This window comes from Pseudomonas rustica, assembly GCF_018336155.1.
Lineage (GTDB): Bacteria > Pseudomonadota > Gammaproteobacteria > Pseudomonadales > Pseudomonadaceae > Aquipseudomonas > Aquipseudomonas rustica.
This window is the reverse complement of the sequence record NZ_JAGYHF010000008.1, coordinates 133,842-156,503: the sequence shown is the minus strand read 5'-3', so window position 1 is coordinate 156,503 and position 22,662 is coordinate 133,842. Positions and strand designations below refer to the sequence as shown.

20 protein-coding genes and 1 pseudogene are annotated in these 22,662 nt (G+C 57.4%); 12 read left to right on the top strand and 9 right to left on the bottom strand.

Annotated elements, in window-relative coordinates; genetic code table 11:
• The first annotated feature begins 78 nt into the window (after positions 1 to 78).
• Entirely contained in the window at positions 79 to 276 is a 198-nt protein-coding gene (locus KFS80_RS17160) for a co-regulatory protein PtrA N-terminal domain-containing protein (RefSeq protein ID WP_042561901.1), read from the top strand.
• A 151-nt stretch (positions 277 to 427) separates the two neighbouring features.
• Positions 428 to 760 (top strand): DUF2790 domain-containing protein, encoded by a 333-nt coding sequence (locus tag KFS80_RS17155; RefSeq protein ID WP_042561900.1) that lies wholly within the window; start codon positions 428 to 430, stop codon positions 758 to 760.
• Between the two features lie 373 nt (positions 761 to 1,133).
• Here the strand turns inward: KFS80_RS17155 and KFS80_RS17150 are convergent, their stop codons facing one another.
• Complete coding sequence (locus KFS80_RS17150; RefSeq protein ID WP_042561899.1) at positions 1,134 to 2,459, bottom strand: OprD family porin; 1,326 nt, start codon at positions 2,457 to 2,459, stop codon at positions 1,134 to 1,136.
• 327 nt (positions 2,460 to 2,786) lie between these two features.
• On the opposite strand from KFS80_RS17150, the gene KFS80_RS17145 reads away from it, so the two are divergent.
• The 6 genes and pseudogenes from KFS80_RS17145 (at position 2,787) to KFS80_RS17120 (ending at position 8,199) form a co-directional block, all read left to right on the top strand.
• Positions 2,787 to 2,960, top strand: coding sequence for a hypothetical protein (locus KFS80_RS17145; protein ID WP_230679402.1), 174 nt, complete (start codon positions 2,787 to 2,789; stop codon positions 2,958 to 2,960).
• Positions 2,961 to 3,101: 141 nt separating this feature from the next.
• Positions 3,102 to 3,661: pseudogene (locus tag KFS80_RS17140) on the top strand (arsinothricin resistance N-acetyltransferase ArsN1 family B).
• 107 nt (positions 3,662 to 3,768) lie between these two features.
• On the top strand, positions 3,769 to 4,161 hold the full coding sequence (locus KFS80_RS17135) for a DUF6957 family protein (RefSeq protein WP_140396033.1): 393 nt from the start codon (positions 3,769 to 3,771) through the stop codon (positions 4,159 to 4,161).
• 304 nt (positions 4,162 to 4,465) lie between these two features.
• The gene (locus tag KFS80_RS17130; RefSeq protein ID WP_212545422.1) at positions 4,466 to 5,392 is read left to right on the top strand and encodes a LysR family transcriptional regulator; all 927 of its coding nucleotides are present in this window, start codon (positions 4,466 to 4,468) and stop codon (positions 5,390 to 5,392) included.
• 104 nt (positions 5,393 to 5,496) lie between these two features.
• Positions 5,497 to 6,123: a glutathione S-transferase family protein gene (locus KFS80_RS17125; RefSeq protein WP_212545421.1), complete on the top strand. Its 627-nt coding sequence runs from the start codon at positions 5,497 to 5,499 to the stop codon at positions 6,121 to 6,123.
• A gap of 45 nt (positions 6,124 to 6,168) precedes the next feature.
• Positions 6,169 to 8,199, top strand: a complete 2,031-nt coding sequence (locus KFS80_RS17120; protein WP_212545420.1) for a pyridoxamine 5'-phosphate oxidase family protein — start codon at positions 6,169 to 6,171, stop codon at positions 8,197 to 8,199.
• A 137-nt stretch (positions 8,200 to 8,336) separates the two neighbouring features.
• Here KFS80_RS17120 and KFS80_RS17115 read toward each other — a convergent pair whose 3' ends face one another.
• Genes KFS80_RS17115 through KFS80_RS17080 form a run of 8 tightly spaced genes read right to left on the bottom strand, consistent with a single transcriptional unit; the run spans position 8,337 to position 17,347 of the window.
• The gene (locus tag KFS80_RS17115) at positions 8,337 to 9,467 is read right to left on the bottom strand and encodes a glycosyltransferase family 4 protein (RefSeq protein ID WP_212545419.1); all 1,131 of its coding nucleotides are present in this window, start codon (positions 9,465 to 9,467) and stop codon (positions 8,337 to 8,339) included.
• A gap of 1 nt (position 9,468) precedes the next feature.
• On the bottom strand, positions 9,469 to 10,599 hold the full coding sequence (locus KFS80_RS17110) for a glycosyltransferase family 4 protein (protein ID WP_212545418.1): 1,131 nt from the start codon (positions 10,597 to 10,599) through the stop codon (positions 9,469 to 9,471).
• On the bottom strand, positions 10,583 to 11,959 hold the full coding sequence (locus tag KFS80_RS17105) for a glycosyltransferase family 4 protein (RefSeq protein WP_212545417.1): 1,377 nt from the start codon (positions 11,957 to 11,959) through the stop codon (positions 10,583 to 10,585). Before KFS80_RS17105 ends, KFS80_RS17110 begins: the two co-directional genes overlap by 17 nt.
• Positions 11,956 to 13,221, bottom strand: coding sequence for an ABC transporter ATP-binding protein (locus tag KFS80_RS17100; RefSeq protein ID WP_053125265.1), 1,266 nt, complete (start codon positions 13,219 to 13,221; stop codon positions 11,956 to 11,958). The genes KFS80_RS17105 and KFS80_RS17100 overlap by 4 nt, the downstream gene beginning before the upstream one ends.
• The gene (locus KFS80_RS17095) at positions 13,221 to 14,018 is read right to left on the bottom strand and encodes an ABC transporter permease (RefSeq protein ID WP_053125263.1); all 798 of its coding nucleotides are present in this window, start codon (positions 14,016 to 14,018) and stop codon (positions 13,221 to 13,223) included. Before KFS80_RS17095 ends, KFS80_RS17100 begins: the two co-directional genes overlap by 1 nt.
• Positions 14,019 to 15,461, bottom strand: a complete 1,443-nt coding sequence (locus tag KFS80_RS17090) for a mannose-1-phosphate guanylyltransferase/mannose-6-phosphate isomerase (RefSeq protein ID WP_212545416.1) — start codon at positions 15,459 to 15,461, stop codon at positions 14,019 to 14,021.
• A 3-nt stretch (positions 15,462 to 15,464) separates the two neighbouring features.
• Positions 15,465 to 16,436, bottom strand: a complete 972-nt coding sequence (gene gmd / locus KFS80_RS17085; RefSeq protein ID WP_011336673.1) for a GDP-mannose 4,6-dehydratase — start codon at positions 16,434 to 16,436, stop codon at positions 15,465 to 15,467.
• Positions 16,433 to 17,347, bottom strand: coding sequence for a GDP-mannose 4,6-dehydratase (locus KFS80_RS17080; protein ID WP_212545415.1), 915 nt, complete (start codon positions 17,345 to 17,347; stop codon positions 16,433 to 16,435). Before KFS80_RS17080 ends, gmd begins: the two co-directional genes overlap by 4 nt.
• A gap of 427 nt (positions 17,348 to 17,774) precedes the next feature.
• Here KFS80_RS17080 and KFS80_RS17075 point away from each other — a divergent pair, with 427 nt between their 5' ends.
• From KFS80_RS17075 to KFS80_RS17060, 4 genes are all read left to right on the top strand, one after another.
• Entirely contained in the window at positions 17,775 to 19,409 is a 1,635-nt protein-coding gene (locus KFS80_RS17075; RefSeq protein ID WP_212545414.1) for a glycosyltransferase, read from the top strand.
• Complete coding sequence (locus KFS80_RS17070) at positions 19,403 to 20,707, top strand: glycosyltransferase family protein (protein ID WP_212545413.1); 1,305 nt, start codon at positions 19,403 to 19,405, stop codon at positions 20,705 to 20,707. The genes KFS80_RS17075 and KFS80_RS17070 overlap by 7 nt, the downstream gene beginning before the upstream one ends.
• Complete coding sequence (locus tag KFS80_RS17065) at positions 20,704 to 21,579, top strand: class I SAM-dependent methyltransferase (protein WP_212545412.1); 876 nt, start codon at positions 20,704 to 20,706, stop codon at positions 21,577 to 21,579. Before KFS80_RS17070 ends, KFS80_RS17065 begins: the two co-directional genes overlap by 4 nt.
• A gap of 118 nt (positions 21,580 to 21,697) precedes the next feature.
• A complete protein-coding gene (locus tag KFS80_RS17060; RefSeq protein WP_053125253.1) occupies positions 21,698 to 22,537 on the top strand; it encodes a class I SAM-dependent methyltransferase in 840 nt (279 codons plus the stop codon).
• Positions 22,538 to 22,662: the final 125 nt, after the last annotated feature.

Sequence of the window (22,662 nt, the reverse complement as noted above, 5' to 3'; positions counted from 1 at the left end):
GAATCTGTAATCTAGGCGCCACCGTGTTGATAGGTTCGAATTGATACCCTAAGAGTGTCAACTAGATGAGGTGTCAGTATGAAAATTGCTCAAATTTTTGCTCTTGCGAGTGCTTTAGTCCTTTCTTCAGTTGCTTTAGCCGAAGGTGGCGGAGACAGAACCTTTGAGAAAATGATGGTCGCAAATGATCTAGCAATGGAGAAGTACGTGGCTAAAGAAGGAAAAATCGAGCCAGTAGTGTCAAGTGATGCTAAAGATGAGACTGATGAAATGTAAATGTAGCAGTACGCTGAATAAAAAAAACCGCTTCCGGTTTCCGGTTGCGGTTTTTTTTGGATGGCAGATTGGACATCGGTAATCCTGGCGCCACACCTACGCAATGTTCTAGTTGATATTCTGGTAACTGTTAATATATGAGGTACTCAATATGAAATTCATGAGCATTATTACTCTCGCTGGAACTCTGGCGTTATCCTCTCTTGTCTCTGCTGAAGGGGGAGGAGACAAAACCTTTGAGAAAATGATGGCGGCTAATGCTAAAGCTATGGAGCAGTATGCTATTAGCCAAGGGAAAAGCGCACCTGTAGCGAAACAATACGAGTACGGAATGAAGATGGATGTTGTGAAAGTGATCAGTGTGGTGCGGCCTGCAAAAGTCTGCGCGGTGGTGCCAGCCGCCATGACTTATGAAGATTCAAATGGGCAGCTAAATACGATTAGGTACACTGTGGCTGGAGAGTGTCGCAAACGTGGTGGCTAGTAGCTATCCTACTATCTGAACAATCTATAACGCTCGACTGATATGAAAAATAGGAATCGGGCGTTTTTTAGATTCGCTTCGAACAGGTATAAAAAAGACGTCCCGAGGGACGTCTTAAAAATTCACCCTTTTCCGAAGGAGCTTCTAAAGGTGAAATTGTAGCTTTAACTGAACAACAATGAGTTTCCAGATTTTCACAGGCTTGCTACTTGTCTGTAGAGATCTAACCAGATGCGCTAGCTAGATTCCTAATAACTCCCACTCACTATAAGCAATCCTAGTTAACGTGGAGATGATTGAAAAATTACAATTTTGAAATTTTCAATCAAAAATGGGACAATTTAGAAGAACCGAGAATTTTCCCGTTTAGGTATTACAGAATGGCGAGTGGGTACTCAACAATCACACGGACCTCATCCAGATCCGATTCAAAAGCGGTTGCGCGAGTATTCGCTTGCCGCAAGCGGAAAGACATATCTTTCAAGGAACCTGTCTGAACGACGTACTTCACCTCAATGTCGCGCTCCCAACGTTTCTGATCTGTCAACGGGTTCCCGTCTGCATCGCGCCTCATGTATGTTGCGTTAGCGTTGGAATAGTCAGCGTCGGTGCCGCGACCATAACGTGTCATAAACGACAGGCCTGGTACGCCGTACGAGCTCATGTCGAGGTCGTAGCGAACCATCCACGAACGTTCTTTTGGCGAGTTAAAATCGCTGTATTGGATCGAGTTGTCGAGAAAGATAGAGTCCGACTGACGCAGATAGTCGAAGTCGTCATTACCATTATTTCGCTGGTGAGAAAGTGCAAGTGAGTGCGCACCATACTTCACGCCAACTTTAGCGCTCCAAATATTGTTGTCGAATTCTCCCAGCAGTTTCTTTCCTTCATCAACGGCCTTGTAGTAATTCACGCCACCGAATACAGAAAGCTGATCAGACAGTGAGTAATTCAATCCCGTGCCCGCATAGTATTGATTCCAAGCGTCTTTGAGGCGACTGGAATAGAGACTAACGATGATATTTTTGTTAACGTTGTAGTCGCCGCCGAAATAGCCTACCCAAGGTGAATTAACAGGCCCTGCATAGAATGTCGCGAAGTTGTCGCGCATATTGCTGGAGACTGGTTGGCTCATGGCGTGCAGGCGACCACCTTGAACAGTCAGTCCTTCAATGCTGGTATTGGTCGCGGTTACACCGCGGAAACTTTCGGGTAGTAGTCTTGAGTCGCCAGAAGCCACGACGGGGTTCGCTGGAAAAACATCACCAACTTTCACTACTGTGTCAAAAGCGCGAACCTTTGCTGCCCCACCGACTTTTGTGTACTCATCTCGAGCCTCACCATCGCCATTGACAGGCAGTACATCGAACGAACTACGACCACCATTTCGACCGTCACCCGTATCAAGCTTCAACCCAATCATCGCGAAAGCATCGACGCCCACACCGACAGTGCCTTGAGTAAAACCGGATTCAAATTTACTGATGATCGCGTGCGACCAAGTCTCTGAATAACCATTGCCTGTGGGGCTTGATTGCCCGTTACGATGGTCACGATTGAAGTAGAAATTTCGATTTAGCACGGAAAGACTACTATCTTCGATAAATCCCCCAGTCTTTTCCTCTGCGAATGCCATGGAAGGCCCAGAACTGACAACCAACGCTAAAGCGGCCATTGAGAATTTTGTATTGTTATCCATTAATCACTCCTTAGGTTTGGCAGAACTAGTAAGTTCTTCGGCTGGAATTATTGTTTACGGAAAGCGCGTTGCGCTTTCGTATCGTCGCCGACTTGTATCGTTGCAATTTGAAGATAACAGGGAGATGATTGAAGAATTACAATTCTGTAATGTCTGTATTTTTTTTTCAAAAAAATATTTCTGCGGCACATACCCACCGATGAGTGGCTCCTATTTACAACGAATCTTCGCATGTGTCTCCTGACGGGCGGCATGATTTAAACTTGAAGCGCATGCGTAGGGTCCGACTGGTTTTTAAGTGCGAATCCGGCGGTGACGATTGCTCGCGTGTTCACCAATACATTCTCGGGGATACGGATGTCAGACGTAGCGCTGTTCATCATCGCGCAGTTTTTCGGTGGGTTAACGGCGCTGTTCCTGGCGAAGGTTCTCGGTGCTAAAGACGTTGTCGTGGATATCCCGCAGCCTAGTCCCCATGAGCAAAAGCTCACAATTCACTGAACGGTGCTCTCTACGGTTCGTGGATGCGGTAAGCCCGCTCAAGGCGTAGTTCACGTTCCTATCGCGACATCCTGAAGGGCTAGGCCTTAAGGTGGTTCAGCCTTTCAAACGCGATTTTTTAAAGGGGCAGTAAGGAAAGACATGAATTACAAAGTGAGGGTTGCTACACCATCTGATGCCCCTGCCATCCAGACTATCTATGCTCCAATGGTTTGAACTCAGTCATCTCGTTCGAGCTGATACCACCGACTGTTGATGAGATGGCATCAAGAATAACCGCAACACTACCGCCGCATCCCTATCTGGTAGCCGAGGTGGAGGGCAACGTCGTTGGATACGCTTACGCAAGCGAGCATCGAGCGAGAGAAGCCTATCGATGGTCGGCGGATGTCACCGTGTATGTTGATCCGGCTGTGCACCGAAAAGGGGTTGGTCGTGCGCTTTATCAGCAGCTTCTACCAGTTCTAGAGAAACAGGGGATTCATGCAGCCTATGCCGGCATTGCCTTACCCAACGCAGGAAGTATAGGTATCCATGAAGCACTCGGGTTCACCCACATCGGCACCTACCCAGAGGTTGGGTTCAAGCACGGCCAATGGCATAGCGTGGATTATTGGCGTAAACCGCTTTGTGCTGTGACGCCGCCAATAGAAATCATCCCGTTCAGTGAGATAAAGGGAGAGTTGAGAAACCAGGTGTGAGGCGACCTGGCTACTATTCGTCGCCATCGGTACCAGGCTGTTCGCTGAGAGCTATGCTTATGGATGATTCACGTTCGAGTCAGTTTACCGACCGGCTGGAGGGATGAATGAATTTGGCGGCGTTTACCTCGCTGCTTTCCGCAGGCGAAAACATAAACGGGTGCCCACTCCCCGATTTAGATGCAGTGACATTCGCAGGTCTGCATTTTCCTTCCCGTGCATATTGCCTTGTTGCTGATTGGGTAATCTTGGATCTCGAAGTTACAACACGTCAACGAATAGCCATCACCGATAGAGGGCTTATCCCTGCCTTGGTTTACGCATTGACGGTTATCCAAGATAGAAAAGGTCGTTTTGCGCCTGGTGATTGGGTCAGATCAACGTTGGGGGTTTCCTTCACTCACAACTGCTTGTTTGAGACGAAAAATACGGTTTATGTGCTTATGGGAGCCGGCCGTAGGTTGCGCACAGATTTAGACATCGCACTGAGCTTGTGCTGAAGACCGCAGATTATGCTGCTCCCCTCCTGACCGCTTACTTCAGTTGTTGGTGTCACACTATGTTGGGAGCAGCCCGGCCCTGTATTTGAAGCGCAGCCCATCTGTGTCAATCTATGTTGCTGTTGTCTTTATCGCGAATCATCCTACAGACCCCGATTTACGCGATGGGTTGTGTCAAACTATGTTGTTGGTACCCAACTGCAAAAGATCGCAGCCTGCGGCAGCTCCTACATGGGAATCGTATTTCACCTGTAGGAGCTGCCGCAGGCTGCGATCTTTTGATTTTGATGTGAGGGTCAAACCCATGGATCGCTTCCAGGAAATGCACATCTTCACCACCGTCGCCCAAGAGCAGGGCTTCTCCTCGGCCGCGCGGCGTTTGGGCCTTTCCGCGGCCAGTGTGACGCGGGCGGTGGCGGCGCTGGAGTTGCGCATTGGTACGCAGTTGTTGATTCGTACCACGCGCAGTGTGCATTTGAGCGAGGCGGGACAGCGTTATCTGGAGGATTGTCGGAGAATTCTTGCGGAGGTGCAGGAAGCCGAGGATTCGGCGGCGGGCAGTCATGCGCAGCCGCGTGGGCAATTGACGGTGACGGCGCCGGTGTTGTTCGGCGATCTGTTTGTGACGCCGGTGATGGCGGGTTATCTCGCGCAGTATCCGGAAGTCACGATCAACGCGGTGCTGGTCGACCGGATCGTCAACATGGTCGAAGAGGGTATCGATGTGGCGGTGCGCATCGGTGATCTGCCCGACAGCAGCCAGCATGCGATCCGGGTCGGTGAGGTGCGTCGGGTGATTTGTGGCTCTCCGGCTTATTTCGCGCAGCACGGTCGGCCGGTTCATCCACACGCGTTGGCGGGCGTGCCCGTCGTGGCGACTTCAGCAATTGGTCAGCAACGCACTTGGCCGTTTCTCGACGGCGGCGAACCATTCAGCGTGCGACCTGAGCCGCGTCTGATCGTGACCGCCAATCAGGCTGCGATTACGGCGGCGGCCATGGGCTTGGGGATGACGCGGGTTTTGTCTTATCAAGTGGCGAGCAAGGTGGCCGCCGGTGAATTGGAAATCGTCCTCGCCGAATTCGAACTGCTCGCATTGCCGATCCATGTGGTCTATCAGGGCGGGCGCAAGGCGCCGGCGCGGATCCGCAGTTTTGTCGATTTCGCGGTACAGGCTTTGCGCGAACATCCCGCGTTGAAAAATGCAGCGTTATTGCACGAGCTGAAATAATCGTTTGCAGTTACTGGTGATTCTGTTGTTTTCGCGATCAGCGGAAGATGGCCCCCTCGGCGCGCTCATCCCCGCAGCGGCGCCCCTGTTCAGCGGAGTCGACCATGCAAGCGATCAAACTCTACAACTTCCCGCGTTCTGGCCACGCTCATCGCGTCGAGTTGATGCTGTCCCTGCTGCAATTGCCGACCGAGCTGATTTTCGTCGATCTGGCCAAGGGTGAGCACAAGCAGCCCACGTATCTGGCCATCAACAGCTTCGGCCAAGTCCCGGCGATTGATGACGGCGGCGTGGTGCTCGCCGATTCCAACGCTATTCTGGTGTATCTGGCGCAGAAGTATGGCAACGGACGTTGGCTGCCTGCGGATCCGGTCGGTGCCGCGCATGTGCAGCGTTGGTTGTCGGCCGCCGCCGGGCCGATTGCTTTCGGCCCTGCTGCCGCACGCTTGGTCACGGTATTCGGCGCGCAACTGAATGCTGATGAAGCCATCACCCGTGCGCACAACCTGCTGAAAGTGATGGACGTCGAACTGGGCAAAACCCCGTATCTGGCCGGCGAAGAACCGACCATCGCCGACGTCTCGGCCTACAGTTACATCGCTCATGCGCCGGAAGGCAATGTGTCGCTGGATGAGTACGGCAACGTTCGCGCCTGGCTGGCCCGGGTCGAAGCCTTGCCCGGTTTTGTCGGCATGCCGCGCACCGTCGCCGGTCTGCAAACCGCAGTCTGATTCCCGCAATCCACACTGTGCCGACGGTGCAGGGGAGAGGTCGTGATGGAACGTTCACCGTGGCACGCTGGCGAGCAACAGTTGCAGGCGAAAGTCGGGGTTGCTGAACGCATGGAGGCGTTCGGGCGTAAGGTGATTCGCACGTGGATGCCGGATCAGCACCGTGAGTTCTATCAGCAATTGCCCTTCATGCTGTACGGCGCCGTCGATGCGCAGGGTCGGCCGTGGGCCAGTGTGCTTGAAGGTGCGCCGGGCTTCGCTCATTCGCCGGATCCCGAGCACCTGCATTTCGCCAGCCAAACCTCGGCCGATGACCCGGCGCAACTGCGCAATGGCGAGCCGATCGGTTTGCTCGGCATCGAACTGCACACCCGCCGGCGCAATCGCCTCAACGGCCATGTCGATAATCTGACCGCGCAGGGGTTCGACGTCAGCGTGGATCAGGCTTTCGGTAACTGCCCGCAATACATTCAACTGCGCCAGTTTCAGCGCGTGCCACTGACGGATCCGCAAACCCGCCCGGCTCAGCATCTGGACGCTCTCGATGAGACGGCCACGGCGTTGATCGAAGGCGCCGACACGTTCTTCGTCGCCAGTTATGTCGATGTTGATGGTCAGCGCGCGGTGGATGTTTCCCACCGAGGCGGCCAGCCAGGTTTCGTACGGGTGGAAGGGAATCGTCTGACCATCCCCGACTTTGCCGGCAATCTGCATTTCAATACCCTCGGCAATTTATTGCTCAACCCCAAGGCCGGCCTGCTGTTCATCGACTTTTCCACAGGCGATGTACTGCAACTCAGCGGGCGCACCGAGATCATTCTCGAAGGGCCGCAAATCGAGGCGTTTCAAGGCGCGGAACGCCTGTGGACATTTGATGTGGAAAACCTGGTGCGGCGCCCGGCGGCATTAGCCTTGCGCTGGCGCTTCGACGGCATGTCGCCGACCAGTCTGTTGACCGGTAACTGGGCCGAGGCGGACGCACGTTTGCAGGCGCAGGCACTCGGCAATCAATGGCGGCCTCTGCGGGTGGCGAAGATCGAAGCGGAGAGTCAGCACATTCGCTCGATCTATCTGGAGCCCGCCGATGGCGCCGGTTTGCCGGTGTTTCTTGCCGGTCAGCATTTGCCGCTGCGTTTCACCGTGGAGGGCGAGGTACACATTCGTACTTACAGCCTTTCGAGTGCGCCATCGGATGGTTTCTACCGGATCAGCGTCAAGCGAGAGGGCCTGATTTCGTCGCATCTGCATGAGCAGATTAATGTTGGCGATGTACTCGAAGCGCGTGCGCCGCAGGGGCATTTCACCGTCGCACCGCTGGAGCAGCGACCGTTGGTGTTGTTGGCTGCTGGTGTGGGAATTACGCCGTTGCTGTCGATGCTGCGCGAGGTGGTGTACCAAGGCTTACGGACGCGGAGGATTCGTCCGACGCTGTTGTTGCAGAGTTCACGCAGCCTGGCCGATCAACCCTTTCGCAAGGAACTGGATCGCTTGCTGGAAACGTCTGGCGATGCGGTGCGGGTGTTGCGTTTGCTCAGCCAGCCGGAAGCCGATGTGCAGGAAGGTGCGGACTTCGATTTGCCGGCGCGGATTGACGGCGAGGTATTGAGGAATGTGCTGGAGGTCGATGATTTCGACCAGATCGATTTTGTCCTGTGTGGCCCCGGTGGTTTTACCCAAGGGCTGTACGACACCCTGCGCGAACTGGATGTACGCGATGCGCAGATTTATGCGGAAACCTTTGGCCCTTCGACGCTGAAACGTCAGGCTGATCCGGATGCGATCGTGATTGAGCAACCGCCCGTAGCGACCACTTCGGTTCCGGTGGTGTTCGAGCGTTCGGCGAAAGAGGCGCGTTGGCAGCCGGATGGTGGCAGTTTGCTGGAACTGGCGGAGAGCCGTGGATTGCGTCCGGAGTTCAGTTGCCGAGGTGGTTCATGTGGAACCTGCAAGACGCGGCTGGTCAGCGGCGCGGTGAATTATCCACAGGTGCCGGCGGATATGCCGGAGGCGGGGCATGTGCTGATTTGTTGTGCGGTGCCGGCGCAAAGCAGCCAACCCTTGGTGCTCGACCTGTAATCCCGAACCCACCGCAAAACCCCTGTGGGAGCGGGCTTGCTCGCGAAGGCGGGTTGTCAGCAACGATGATGTCGACTGACCCGACGCTTTCGCGAGCAAGCCCGCTCCCACAATGGGGAATGTGTTTCAGGCCGAAATCAGGCGTAGGACAGGGATTTTTCTTCGAGCAATTCCTGATACAGCTCCGTCCACTTGCGGCCCATTTCGTCGGCTGTGAATAACTGCCGATACCGCGCCTCCGCTTTCACCCCCATCGCCGCCGCACGCACCGGATCATCCCAGAGCGTACGCATCGCCTCGCGAAATGCCTGTGGATGACTCGGCGGCACCACCAATCCGGTCTCGTTGTGAATATTGATGTAACTGGTGCCGGTGCCGATCTCGCTGGAGATCATCGGTTTGCCGTACATCGCGCCTTCCAGCAGCGAAATACCGAACGCTTCCGAACGCAGGTGCGACGGGAAGACGATCGCGTAGCTCAATTGCAGCAACGCGACTTTGTCTTCATCGCCCACGCGGCCGAGGAAATGAATGTTGCGCAGCCCCAACGCTGCAGCTTGCGCATGCAACTCTTGCTCAAGCGGGCCGGCGCCGACGATCACCACCGGGTAATCCACGTCTTTCAGCGCATCGAGCAGGATGTGCAGGCCTTTGTAATAACGCATGACCCCGACGAACAGGAAAAACTTATCCCCAAGCTGCTGGCGCCAGCGGTTCATGCGCTCGCTATCGGCCTGTGGATAACCGGCCTTGTTCAAACCGTAGGGGATGACTCGAGTCTTGTCCTGAAACTGCTGCAGCACATCGCTGGTGTGCAGGTAGTTTGGCGACGCCGCGACAATACGATCGGCGCTGGCGAGGAAGCGGTTCATCAGTGGCCGGTAAAGTTTCAGCAGGTGCTTCTGGCGAATGATGTCCGAGTGGTAGGTCACGACGCTGGGTTTTTGCATGCCGCTGGCGAAATGCACCAGATCCATAAACGGCCACGGGAAGTGATAGTTGACCACGTCGGCCTCGGCGGCCATTTCGCGAAACTGTTTGAACACGCTCCAGGAAAAACCGGTGGAGGCGAACTGAATGTCGAGTTTGGCGCGGTGCACTTCGTGGTGACCGAGTTTGACCACGGGCGGTGTCGGGTCGCTGCTGAGTGTCAGCACCTGACCGTCGATACCGTGCTGGGCGCCGCTTTCGCAGAGCTGGAAGATCACTTGTTCGATGCCGCCGACCGAGTCCGGCAGGTACGTTTTGAAAAAGTGAAGTACGCGCATATCAACCTCCCATGGCCTGGCGGTAGGCACCGGCCGTGGCCTGTGCACAACGCTCCCAGGAAAAAAGCCGTGCCTGCTGCAATCCGGCTTCTCGGCATGCCTGCCAATGCGCTTGATCGTCGATCAGAAGGCTCATTGCATCGCGCAAGCCTTGTGCATCGTCAGCTTGAATATAGTTGCCGGCCGGGCCTGCCACTTCCGGCATCGCCGAAGAACCGGTGACCACCACCGGCGTGCCGCTGGCCATCGCCTCCAGCACTGGCAGGCCGAAACCTTCGTACAGCGAAGGAAAAATCAGTGCCCGCGCGCCGGCGAGCAATTGCGCCACGTGTTCATCGGGCAAGTAACCGAGGAGGCACACATGCCCGCTGGCCAGGGCCTGACGCAATTCTTCACTGAACTGATCGCGCTGCCAGCCGGCCATGCCGACGATCAGCAGCGGAAAGCGCTCACGCACGGCTTCTGGCAACAAGGCGTGCGCGCGCAGGGCCAGCGTCAGGTTTTTGCGCGGTTCCAGCGTGCCGACACAGAGGAAATACTCACGCGCCGTTACCGCGTGCGTTTTGAGCACCGCGTCGATCGCCAATGGCTCACGCGGATGAAAGCGTGCCGCGACGCCCAACGGGGCGACCACAAAGCGCTCGGCCGGCAAGCCGAAATAATCCTGCGCTTCATCGGCGATGGCTTGCGAGTCAGTGAGAATCAGCTGCGCCTGCGCAACGCCGCTCGCCAGTCGCCGCTCGATTTCCTTGAGCCGCGCGGCGGGCTGTGTGTCGGGGAAATGCAGGTGCGTGAGGTCGTGCAACGTGATCACGGTCGGGCCGTCGAAGGCCAGCGGCCACAGGCTCGGCTCGTGATACAGATCGATGCCTTGCGCGCGACCCTGATCGAAACGCTTCTGCTCCAGCCAGCGCCGCGCCTGATAGGCTCCGGGGATTTGTCGCAGCAGTGGCGTCAATCGCGAGTAACCGGGCATGGCCGCTTCCGGCAACGCCGAACTCCAGCCCCAGCCGTGGAACAGCGTGACTTCGACATCAGGTTCGCTGCGCAAGGCGTTGACCAGTTCGGCGACGTAATGGCCGATGCCGGTGCGCGGCGCCTGCAGAATTCTGGCGTTAAGCGCTATGCGCATGCTGCTTCTCTTCGGTAGGCAGCGATGTGTTCAGGTTGCGCTCGATACGCTGAACCAATTGCGCGCTCGCTTCGCGCCAACTGAGCCAACGCCATTGTTCAAGGCTCAGGGCGGCCGGAAACTTGCCGGAGTGCTCCATACCGGTCACCAGATCGGTCAGACTTTGCGGGTCTGCCAGATCGAAATAGGCCATGTAGTCGCCGCCGATTTCGCGGAACACCGGAATATCGCTGGCCATTGCCGGTAAACCACGTTGCATGGCTTCCACCAGCGGCAAGCCGAAACCTTCGACGTAAGACGGGAACACCAACGCGGTGGCGTGGGAATAGGCATGTTCCAGACTTCTGTCCGACAGAGAGTTGTACATGAACAAACGGCGGTTCAGTTCTGGATGCTTGCGAATGCGCTCGACCAAGGCATCACACTTCCAGCCAATTTTCCCGACAATGCACAAGCGTGCCGTGGATCCCGTGGCCCAGGCGCGTTCGAAGGCATCCAGCAGATAAGCATGGTTTTTGCGCGGCTCAATGGTGCTGACCATGAGGAACACCGGCTCGGCCGTTTTGAACATCTGCAGCAAGGCTCGATCAACCTCGGCACCGGCATCGCTCAGATCCAGTTCCGAGCCCAGGTGGAAGTAATCAAACCAGCGTTGTTCGACTTGTTGCGCGCCAATCCGGCGCAGCATCTCCTCGCGCACTTGGTCGCGGATAGTCGTCGAAATCGCCACGTAGCCATCGGCCGTGCGGGCGATCCAGTCGAACCAGTCGTTGAAAACCTTGACCAGGCCGGCATCGCAAAACTGCGGATGGGTCAGGGGGATCAGGTCGTAAATCACCGAGATGATACCGACGCCGTCGCGCTTGAGTTGCTCGGCCAAGGGGAAAAAATTGGCGTGCCATGACGAGTCGAGCAACACCAATTGATCGCCCGCCCGGTGGGCTAACGGGACGCAACGTTCGGGAATGGTTTTACCTTTCAGGACTCGTTCGAGCACGCGCATAGGCAAACTGAAACAGGCAAATGCGCTGAGCCGGCAGCCGACGTAGAGCACTCGGCGGGCGAAATGCGACTGGCTGAACGGACGACGTCGCTCCAGTGCACGGTGGCGCAGCCAGAAGGTGTTGGCCCATTGCTCCAGCTTCACGCGCAGGCTCACCAGGTCGAGCTTGGGTGATTTCAGCGGGGCCAGACTTTTCACTTCATAAAGACCGCCATCAATCATCACCACCGGGATGCACTCGACAGTTTCATCGGTCGCCGGCAGTTGCTGGATGACGTTGCGCACCACGCGTTGAATGCCGGAGTTGGCGGTCGGGTGTTCGAAAACGTAAGTGCACTCCACCAACAGTCGCGTCATCGCAAGATCTCCATATCAGGCGTTTGTACAAGGGGTTCACTGGAGCGGGTGATGTCGGTTTGCGCTTGCAGCCACGAGCAGCCGACAAAGTCTTCCTGGCGATTGTTGATGACGTGGAAGACCAGGCCGTAATCGCGCCATTCGAAGTTGCGATCCAGGTGCGAGTCGAGACGTGACAGGCTCAACGCGACCGAATAACTGCCCTTGCCCAGACGCATGTCGAAGGCGAAGCGGAAGGTCACGCGCTCGCCGGCGCTCAGGTCGGTGACGGCTTTGTCGAGGCGATGGGTGTTGATCCCGTAGATGGCCTGACCCAGCCGATCCTTGATCATGAAACCGAGAATCAGCCGTTCGATGTCTTTACGAACTTCGGTCTGCACCTCCAGCACCACAGGCTGACCGACTTCTGCAACTTCCAGACTGCGCCCGCGTGCATCGAGCAGGCGCACGCTGATAATCCCCGCTTCACCGGTGCCGGAAATTGTTTGCACCTGACCGTTGGCAAGCATTTCCTGGCGTACCGTCTGCCCCTCGCGCTGAGCGAGCATGGCGTTGTAATAGTCCATGACTTCTTCGGGTTTGCCGCGCATGGCCAGACGCCCGTTTTCGAGAAGAATGGCGCTGTCGCAGATCGACTGAATGGCCGAGCGGTCATGGGAGACGATCAGCAGAGTGGTACCGGCCGCGCGGAAGCTGCGTATGCGTTCGAAGCTTTTGTGCTGGAAGTAGGCATCGCCGACCGACAAGGCTTCGTCGACGATCAGAATGTCCGGGCGTCGCGCGGTGGCGACACTGAACGCCAGACGCATCTGCATCCCGCTGGAATAGGTGCGCACGGGTTGATCGATGGCTTCGCCGATTTCGGCAAAGCTTTCGATTTGCGGCATCAGTTGTTCAATCTCTTCGACTTGCATGCCCAATAACTGACCCGACATGAAGGCGTTCTGTCGGCCGGTGAAGTCCGGGTGAAAACCCATGCCCAGTTCCAGCAGCGCGGCAACCCGGCCTTCCAGTTGAATGTGGCCACAGGTCGGCTGGGTGGTGCCGGTGATCATTTTCAGCAGGGTACTTTTACCCGCGCCGTTGACGCCGACGATGCCGACGGCCTCCCCGGGTTTGATCTCGAAGTCGACGTCTTGCAGGATCCAGTGCTGGTGGTGGCGGGTTCCGGAAAACGGCACCAGCCATTCAAACAGGCGGCTCCAGCGGTTCGGATACTGTTTGTAGGCCTTGCCCAGGCCGGTAACGCGTATATGTCCCATCAGAGCTCGTCCACCATTTCACCGACGCGATGACGAAACAGCCGCAACGCCATGGCGCAGAGCAACAGACCGATGATTAACAACGGAATCAGCGAAGACCAGTCCGGCCATTGGTTATAGAGAAACACATTCTGGTAACTGGTCATCAGGGGGGTCATCGGGTTCAGTCCGATAACGTGTTGAATGCCCGGCGGCAGAATCGACAGTGGGTAAACGATCGGTGTCAGCCAGAACCAGAATTGCAGGCAAATTCCGAACATCTGACCGACGTCGCGAAAGAACACGTTGAGAATGCCAAGCAACATCCCGAGCCCGGCGGCGAAGATCACTTGGAGGATCAGCAGCGGGATCAACGCCAGCAAAGCCATGCCAGGCAAGCGTCCGCTGATCAGCAGGAAGCCGAAGAACAATCCCAGAATGATCGCGAAGTTGATGCCGGCATTGAGGAGCGCAATCACCGGCAGACAGATACGCGGGAAGCTGATTTTTTTCAGCAGGTTGGCGTTTTCGAGGAACATGCCCTGGCTGCGCGAGGTAATTTCGGCGAACAGTCCCCAGGTCAGCAGGCCTGCACACAGGTAGACGCTGTAAGCCAGGCCGTCATCAACACCCGGCAGGCGCGCGCGCATGATCTGGGAAAAAATCACTGTGTAGACCACGATCATCGACAGCGGGTTGAGCACAGTCCACAGCGCACCGAACAGCGAGTTGCGATACCGCGATTGAAACTCCCGCTTGACGCTACCGAGGATGAATCCCCGATAGCTGTACAACGAGCGGTACAGGGAAAGCAGCATTTAAACCGTCCTGCCGTATTGGTCTTCGAAGCGGACGATGTCGTCCTCTCCCAGGTATTCGCCACTTTGCACTTCGATGATCACCAGATCGATCACCCCGGGGTTTTCCAGGCGATGTTTATGGCCGGCGGCAATAAAGGTCGATTCATTTTTCGCCACCAGCGTGGTGCCGGTGCCGTTGTTGGTGACCTTGGCCATGCCTTCGACGACCACCCAGTGTTCGTTGCGGTGATGGTGCATTTGCAGGGACAGCTTGCCACCGGGTTTGACCACGATGCGCTTGATCTTGAAACGCGGCCCTTCTTCGAGAACCGTGTAAGTACCCCACGGGCGGCTGACGGTACGATGCAGCCGATAGGCTTCGTGGGATTTGTCCTTGAGTTGCTTGGCCACCCGGCGCACGTCCTGCGCCCGGTCGGCGTGGGCCACCAGCACCGCGTCGGCGGTGTCGACGATGATCAGGTTATCCACACCCACCGTCGCCACCAGCCGGTCTTCGCTCTGCACGAAGTTATTGTGGCTGTCGATGAAGATCGCGTCGCCGCTGGCGCGGTTGTTGTCGGCATCGGCGGGCACCAGAGCTGCGACGGCGCCCCACGAACCGATGTCGCTCCAGTCAAAACCGGCCGGCACCACCACGACTTTTTCCGAGCGTTCCATCAGCGCGTAGTCGATGGAGATGTCGGTGATTTCCGCGAACAGCGCCGGTGACAGCTCCTGTTGCAGGCAACCGACGGTTTCGATCGGTGCGCTGGCAGCCATGCAGGCGCGGGTCTGTTCCAGCAGTTCAGGCGCGTGCAATTGCAGTTCGGCAATCACCGCCGCCGTGGTGAAGCAGAACATCCCCGAGTTCCACAGGAAGTTGCCGCTTTCCAGATAATGCGTGGCAGTTTGCAGATCGGGTTTCTCGACGAAACGCTGCACTTTCGCCGCGCCTTTGGCGTCCAGCGGCGCGCCGGTTTCGATGTAGCCGAAGCCGGTTTCCGGCGCGGTCGGGATCACACCGAAAGTCACCAAATAACCGTCCTTGGTCAGATTGACCGCGTGCTCGACGGCGGTCTTCAGCGCGTCCTGGTTGACGATCAAATGGTCGGCCGGCATCACCACCATGATCGCGTCATCACCGTGCAGCGCTTGCAGCGACAACGCTGCGGCAGCAATCGCCGGCGCGGTGTTGCGCCCGGTCGGCTCCAGCAGGAAGTGCCCGCGATGGCGCGAGACGTGAGCGGCGCAATAGTGATCCTTGCTCTGGAAGTAGTACTCGCGATTGGTCACCGTGACGATGTCGCCCCAGCCGTCGAGCAAAGCTGCGGCGCGCTGGTAGGTCTTGCCGAGCAGCGACTGGCCGTCGGGCAAATTCATGAACGGTTTCGGATGGCCCTCGCGGGACACCGGCCACAAACGAGTGCCGGCACCGCCGGACAAAATCACGGGGATCAGCATGGCCTACTCCTTGGCGACGCGTTTCATGTCCGCATCCATCATCATGCGGATCAAGGTATCCAGGTCGGTTTTCGGCTTCCAGCCCAGCACACGCTGAGCCTTGGCCGGATTGCCGAGCAGCACTTCAACTTCGGCCGGGCGGAAAAACGCCGGGTCGATCTTCACGTAATCGCGGTAGTTGAGGCCGACGTGATCGAAGGCGATGCGGCACATCTCGCGCACCGTGGTGGTGACGCCGGTAGCGACCACGAAATCGTCAGGCTTGTCCTGTTGCAGCATCAGCCACATGGCTTCGACGTAATCGCCGGCAAAACCCCAGTCGCGTTTCGCATCGATGTTGCCCAGCGCCAGCTCCTGCTGTTTGCCTTGCTTGATGCGAGCAGCGGCGTCGGTGACCTTGCGGGTGACGAACTCGATGCCGCGCAGGGGCGATTCATGGTTGAAGAGGATGCCGCTGCTGGCGTGCAGGTTGAAGCTTTCGCGGTAGTTGACGGTGATCCAGTGACCGTAGAGCTTGGCCACGCCGTAGGGGCTGCGCGGGTAGAACGGCGTGTTCTCGTCCTGCTGCTCAGCCTGAATCAGGCCGAACATTTCGCTGGTCGAGGCCTGATAGAAGCGCGTGTGCGGGCTGAACTGACGAATCGCTTCAAGCAAGTGCGTGACGCCCAGGCCATCGACGATGCCGGTGGTCACCGGTTGATCCCAGGAGGCGGCGACAAAACTTTGCGCGGCGAGGTTATAGACTTCGTCCGGCGCCGATTTGATGACCGCGCGCTGTACCGAGCAGGCATCGGCCATGTCGCCGTCGAGATAAACGATGTCGGCTTCGACACCCATCTCGCGCAGGCGCCAGCGCGAATCGCTGCTGCGTCGTGCCACCAGGCCATGAACCTTGTAGCCCTTGTCGAGCAACAGTTTCGCCAGATAAGCGCCGTCCTGGCCGGTGATCCCTGTGATCAGTGCACTTTTAGTCATTCTTGTTTTACTCGCTTCTCCCAGTCGGACAGGATCGCCCGCAGGGATTGTTGTGTGGTGATGTCAGGCGTCCATCCTGTGGTTTTGGTCAGCCGTTCATGGCTGCCGCAAACGCGACGCTGATCGGCGCGTCGCATACGTGCCGGATCCTGAACCAGTTGCATGGTTACTTCGGCCAGATCGGCCAGTTGTTCAATCAGACTGCGGATGCTCTGCTCCCGCCCCGAGCAGATGTTGTAAACCTGTCCTGCCTGGCCCTTTTCCAGCAACGCGAAATACGCCGAGACCACGTCGCCAACATCGAGAAAATCGCGGCTGACGTCAATATCGCCGACTTCCAGTTGTGGTGCTTGCAGACCTTGCTTGATGCGAATGATCTGTCGCGCCGCGCTGGCGATGACAAAACTGTCTTTCTGCCCGCTGCCGATGTGGTTGAACGGCCGCGCGACCAGTACCGGCCAGCCCTCACTCAAACCCCATTGCAGGCTGAGAAACTCGGCCGAGATTTTGCTCACCGCGTACGGGTTGCGCGGGCAGGGCGCTTGTTGTTCGGTGATCGGCAGATCGTTCTCGCTGACCTGACCGTAGACGTCGCCAGAGCTGACGTACAGAAAGGTGCCCTGAAAACCACGGGCCTTGAGGGCCTGCAACAGGTTGAGGGTGCCGAGCAGATTGATGTCGAAGGTGCGGGCCGGGTCGCGGAAGGCTTCGGGGACGAATGTCTGGCCAGCCAGATGAATGACCGCGTCAGGCATGTGCGGCCACAGGTCGATGAGGCTGTGCGGATCCGTCAGGTCGAAACGTGAGGCCGCAGGCAGCAGTTCCCACGCAGCGTCGGGCGAGGCCAGACGTGACTGAATATGTTGTCCAACGAATCCACTGAGACCCGTGACGAACAGACGCTTTTTCAAACAGCGACCCCTTGGTCTTGGTTTTCGCAGCACTTCCTACAGGCTTTAGAGAAGGGTCTGTCAGATCGGTTGGAAAATCCGCTAAGACGACAGGCGAAAACGTTGTTGTAGTTATTTGCTGTCAATCTGTGCCAATTGCCGAGCAATTTCAACTGGCCAAACCGTGACCGGTCAGTTCTCGTCAGCGTAGCCAAATTTATTCTCGCCGGGCGGTTCACGAATCCTTGATGGATGTGTTTAGAATGCCCCTCGCCGCCATTCTTCAAAGTTTGTCGCAAGGGTCGCGAGCCAGAGTGAAACCAACCACTAAAACAAGAACGAAGACGTTTCCCATGACGAAGGACGAAGGCCGGTAAAACCGATTCGATCCGACGCTTGGCCGTCATAGCATGAGACTGCCGGGATGGTGGTTTCATCGTGGAATGCCATGAATTTCATTCTTTACTCGGACGTCAACGACCGCTCCATCAGCCAGAGTCTTGGGCGTCCCGAATACAGCTATTACTTCGTGCTCAAGGCCTATCGCCCTGTGCTGGAAAGCCTTGGGCGGGTGCATGTCGTGGCATCGGCGGCTGAAGTCGATCCGCTGTATCGACACCTGCAAGAGGCCGGTGAAGAGTGTCTGTTTCTTTCGTTCTCGCCACCGCATAAAACCCCGACTGACCTGCAATGCCCGACGGTGTGCGTGATCGCGTGGGAGTACGACTCGATCCCTTCCGAGTGCCACCCCGATGATCCCCGCCAGGACTGGAGCCAGACGCTGGCGCGGCATGGCCGGGTGATCACGCTGTCCAGCCACACGGCCGAAGCGATCCGCCGCACCTTGGGTGAAGACTTTCCTGTACTGGTTCTGCCCACGCCATTGTGGGAAGGTTTTGCCGCTGTGCGTCAGCAATTTCCGCCCGCAGCGGTGAACGCCGGAGCGACGTTGCAGATCAAGGGTTGCATCATCGACAGCCGCGCTCTGGGGTTGTCTGCCGACGGTCTGATCGCGCCCATTCACAACGAGCAGGAACTGGAAACCCGTGGCCTGGCCGAGCCGGTCGAGGAGACGCCGGCAGAACCTCTGCCACCTCCCGAGCTGACCCCGCGCCGTCGGGCATTCATCACCAGGCATTATCTGCGTGAAGGCGTTCGAGCCTTCACCCGTCCTTCCGAGCATCGGCCGCTGTTTCTGCTCAAGCACAACCTGCTGATGTGGTATCGCGAAGCCGTCAGCGATTTATTGCCCGATGCGCTGCGCCAAAAGCTTTCCGGTCTGCGTACGCCGGCCCCCGAGCCCTTGCCTCTGGCGACGACGGTCGCGCAAGCCATAGAGCAAGTCGAACATCCTCAAGCGGTGCTGCCCGATACCAGCGAGTACGCACAGATCGACGTCAGTGGCGTGGTCTACGTGAGCGTGTTCAACCCTGATGACGGGCGCAAGAACTGGCATCACTTAATCACGGCATTCTGCTGGGCCATGCGGGATGTCGAAGACGCGACGCTGGTGCTGAAAATCACCCAGAACGACCTGTCGAGTTACTACGTTCATCTGATCACGTTGCTGTCGCAACTGTCGCCCTTTGCCTGCCGCGTGGTGGTCATGCATGGCTATCTGGAAGACGAGGAATTCGCCCGGTTGTATGGCGCGGCGAGTTTCTATGTCAACGCGTCACGCTGCGAAGGGTTGTGCCTGCCGTTGATGGAATTCATGTCGTGCGCCCGTCCGGTGATCGCGCCAAACCACACGGCCATGCGCGATTACATCGATGAAGAAGTCGGCTTCATCGTCAAGTCCAGCCGCGAGCCGACCATCTGGCCGGAGGACGTGCGGATTCTGTATCGCACGCTGCGCCATCGCCCGGACTGGGGCTCGCTGAAAACCGCTTACGAGGACAGCTACGCGATGGCTAAAAATCATCCGCAGGCTTACCAGACCATGGCCGCCGCCGCTGATCAGCGTATGCACGATTACTGCGGTTTCGCGCCTGTGCAGCAACGCCTGGCAGCGTTTCTCGGGCTGACACCTGTCCGTGACGTCGCTTCGCAGCCAATCGAAGCGGGGGCTGCCTCATGCTGATCATCATTCATTCGGAAACCAACAAGAGCAATATCCAGCAAAACCTCGGCCGGCCCGAGTACAGCTATTACTTCGTGCTCAAGGAATTCCGCCCGGTGCTGGAACGCATCGGTCAGGTCATCGAGGTAAGTAATCCCGACGAATTGGTCGATCGCCTGTATTTCGATTGCCTGAGCCGTGGCGAAGCATGTGTCTACCTGTCGTTCTCGCCGCCGCATCGCACGCCGATTCATTATGCGTGCCCGACCATTCCGGTATTTGCCTGGGAATTCAGCACCATTCCGACCGAGAGCTGGCAGGGTGAACCGCGCCATGACTGGCGTGTGGTGCTGGAGGCCTGCGGCAGGGCGATCACCCATTCGACGTTCACGGTCAATACCGTGCGCGATGTGATGGGGGCCGATTATCCGGTGTGTGCAATCCCTGCGCCGGTGTGGGATCGCTTCGCCGCGCGTGGTCAGCCATTGAGCAAAAGCTCAGTGGTGGAAAACGTGCAGTTGAACTTGCGAGGTCTGTTGATCGATAGCCGCACCGTCGACTTGCGGCCGTATGGCCCAAGCGAGCTGCAAGAGGGGACGCCGATGTCGTTCAGCGGTCCACCGCAGGATTGCACGGTGCAACTTGAGGGCGTGGTCTACACCTCGGTGTTCAATCCCTATGACGGGCGCAAGAATTGGCATGACATGATCAGTGCATTCTGCAGCACTTTTCGTGACGTGCCCGATGCAACGCTGGTGCTGAAACTCACCCACCATGACATCGCCAATGCGCTGTACGACATGGTGCATCATCTCTACAAGAATCAGACGTACCAATGCCGGATCGTGTTGATCCACGGCTATCTGGCTGATGTTGATTATGAAGCGCTGGTGCAGGCCACCAGTTATGTGGTCAACAGCTCCTACGGCGAAGGGCAGTGCCTGCCGTTGATGGAATTCATGTCGTGCGGCAAACCGGCGATTGCACCGCTGAACACGGCAATGGCCGATTACATCGACAGCGATTGTGCGTTCATCGTCGATTTCACTGAAGAGCTCACGGCCTGGCCGCACGATCCCCGCGCGGCGTATCGGACGATGCGCTACATGACCGACTGGGATTCGCTGTGTACGGCCTATCGCGCCAGCTATGACGTGGCGAAAACCGATGGTCAGCGCTACGCCAGAATGTCGGCCCACGCCGTCAGCAATCTGCAGCGTTTTTGCAGTCAGGACAACACCGAACAGCGTTTGCGGGCATTTTTTGAACAACGTCTGCAATCGGCTCAGACGCCTCCTGCACAAGTCTCGCGCGCATGATTCGGCGACTGCTCGCACGATGGTTACCCGCGCCCCCACCGATGCCCGAGCCTGCGCCGCTCCCCAGCGTTTCGCCTGCTGATGTCGGTTTGCATGACGCCGTGCTCGACGGCTGGTTTTTAGGCGCCTCGGGCGAATTGCTCAAAGGTTTTGCAATCACGGCGGATGACACGCTGCTCGACGTTGGTTGCGGCGAAGGCGTGGCAACGTTATTCGCCGTACGCCAGGGCGCCTCGGTGATTTTCACTGACAGTGAACACCACAAGGTGCGCGATCTTGCCCGGCAGGTCGACGCGCAAAGCCATCAACTGAACCTGGGCCTGGTCAGCAACAGCCTGCCGCTGCCATTGGCCGATGGCTGCGCCAGCAAAGTGGTGTGCATGGAAGTGCTGGAGCACATCGACCACCCGGAACCGTTCATGGCCGAACTGGTGCGCATGGGGCGCCCCGGTGCGCAATACCTGCTTAGCGTACCGGCACCGGTGGGTGAGCATTTGCAGAAGGGCATCGCCCCGGCCAGCTATTACCAATCGCCCAATCATGTGCAGATTTTTACCCCGGAGCGTTTCGCCGCATTGGTAGAGGACGCGGGTCTGGTAATCGAGCATCGCCAGGCCAATGGATTTTTCTGGGTGATGGGGATGATTTTTTTCTGGGCGAGCGAGCGCGCGGCCGGCAGAGATCCCGGCGGCGCGGTGCGTGATCGCATTCAGGCGCCGTATCCACCGTTGATGGAAAGCTGGGCCCGCACCTGGCAAGACCTGCTGGCCCAGCCCGATGGCCATGCGATCAAACAGACCCTCGATCAATTGATGCCGAAAAGTCAGGTCATCATCGCCCGCAAACCTCTGGATGCAGGGCGCACGTCATGACCGGCAAACGGATCATGGGCATCGAAAAATTGCGCGCCATCGCTGTGCCGGGCGTTTTGTTCCATCACTTGCCAGGCAACCGGTTCGCCGATGCCAGCCGATCCTCTGGAGCGTACTCATGCTGCAACTTTTGAAAAAATTATTGCCGACAGCACCGGCTCCAGTTGCCGAGCCGCCTGCCGCTGTGATCCCCGAGAAAAAAGATTCTTACATGGTCGGCCTGCACGATGCGGTGCTCAGCGGCTGGTACACAGAAGCGACCGGCGAGCTGTTCAAAGGTTTTGTGGTGAGCCCTGACGACGTATTGCTCGACGTCGGCTGCGGTGATGGCGGCAATGTGCATTTCTGCGGCATGCGCGGGGCGAAGATCATCATCGCCGACATCGACGCGGCCAAGGTCGAAGCGACCCGCCAGCGCCTGAGCGACACGCCGGCGCGCGATATCGAATGCCATGTCACGGACTGCAATCCGTTACCGATTGCCGACGCCACGGCAACGCGGGTGGTTTCCACCGAAGTCATCGAACACGTCGACGATCCGGCGCAATTTCTTTCTGAACTGGTACGGGTCGGCAAGCCGGGTGCCATGTACCTGCTGAGCGTGCCGCATTCAAGTTCCGAAAACCTGCAAATAGGCATCGCCGCCGATGAGTATTTCCAGAAGCCCAACCACATTCGGATCATCAGCGAAGAGCAGTTCAAGACGATGGTCAGCGATGCCGGGCTGGAGATCATCAGCCACAGCCAGCACGGGTTTTACTGGTCGGTGTGGATGCTGTTGTTCTGGGAAGCCAAGGTTGATTTGAACAACCCGGATCATCCGTTGCTCAATCACTGGGCGGATACCTGGCAGGCGTTGCTCAGCTCGCCACGTGGCGCGCAGATCAAACAGGCGCTGGACTCGGTGATTGCCAAAAGCCAGATCATCATTGCCCGTAAACCCGGAGTACCTCTGTAGGAGCTGCGGCACGCAGCGATCTTTTGATCTTGATTTTAAAAAACAGGATCAAAAGATCGCAGCCTCGTTTCACTCGACAGCTCCTACAGGGTTTTTGTGTAACCTTGCAGCCTTGTGGTGTTCGG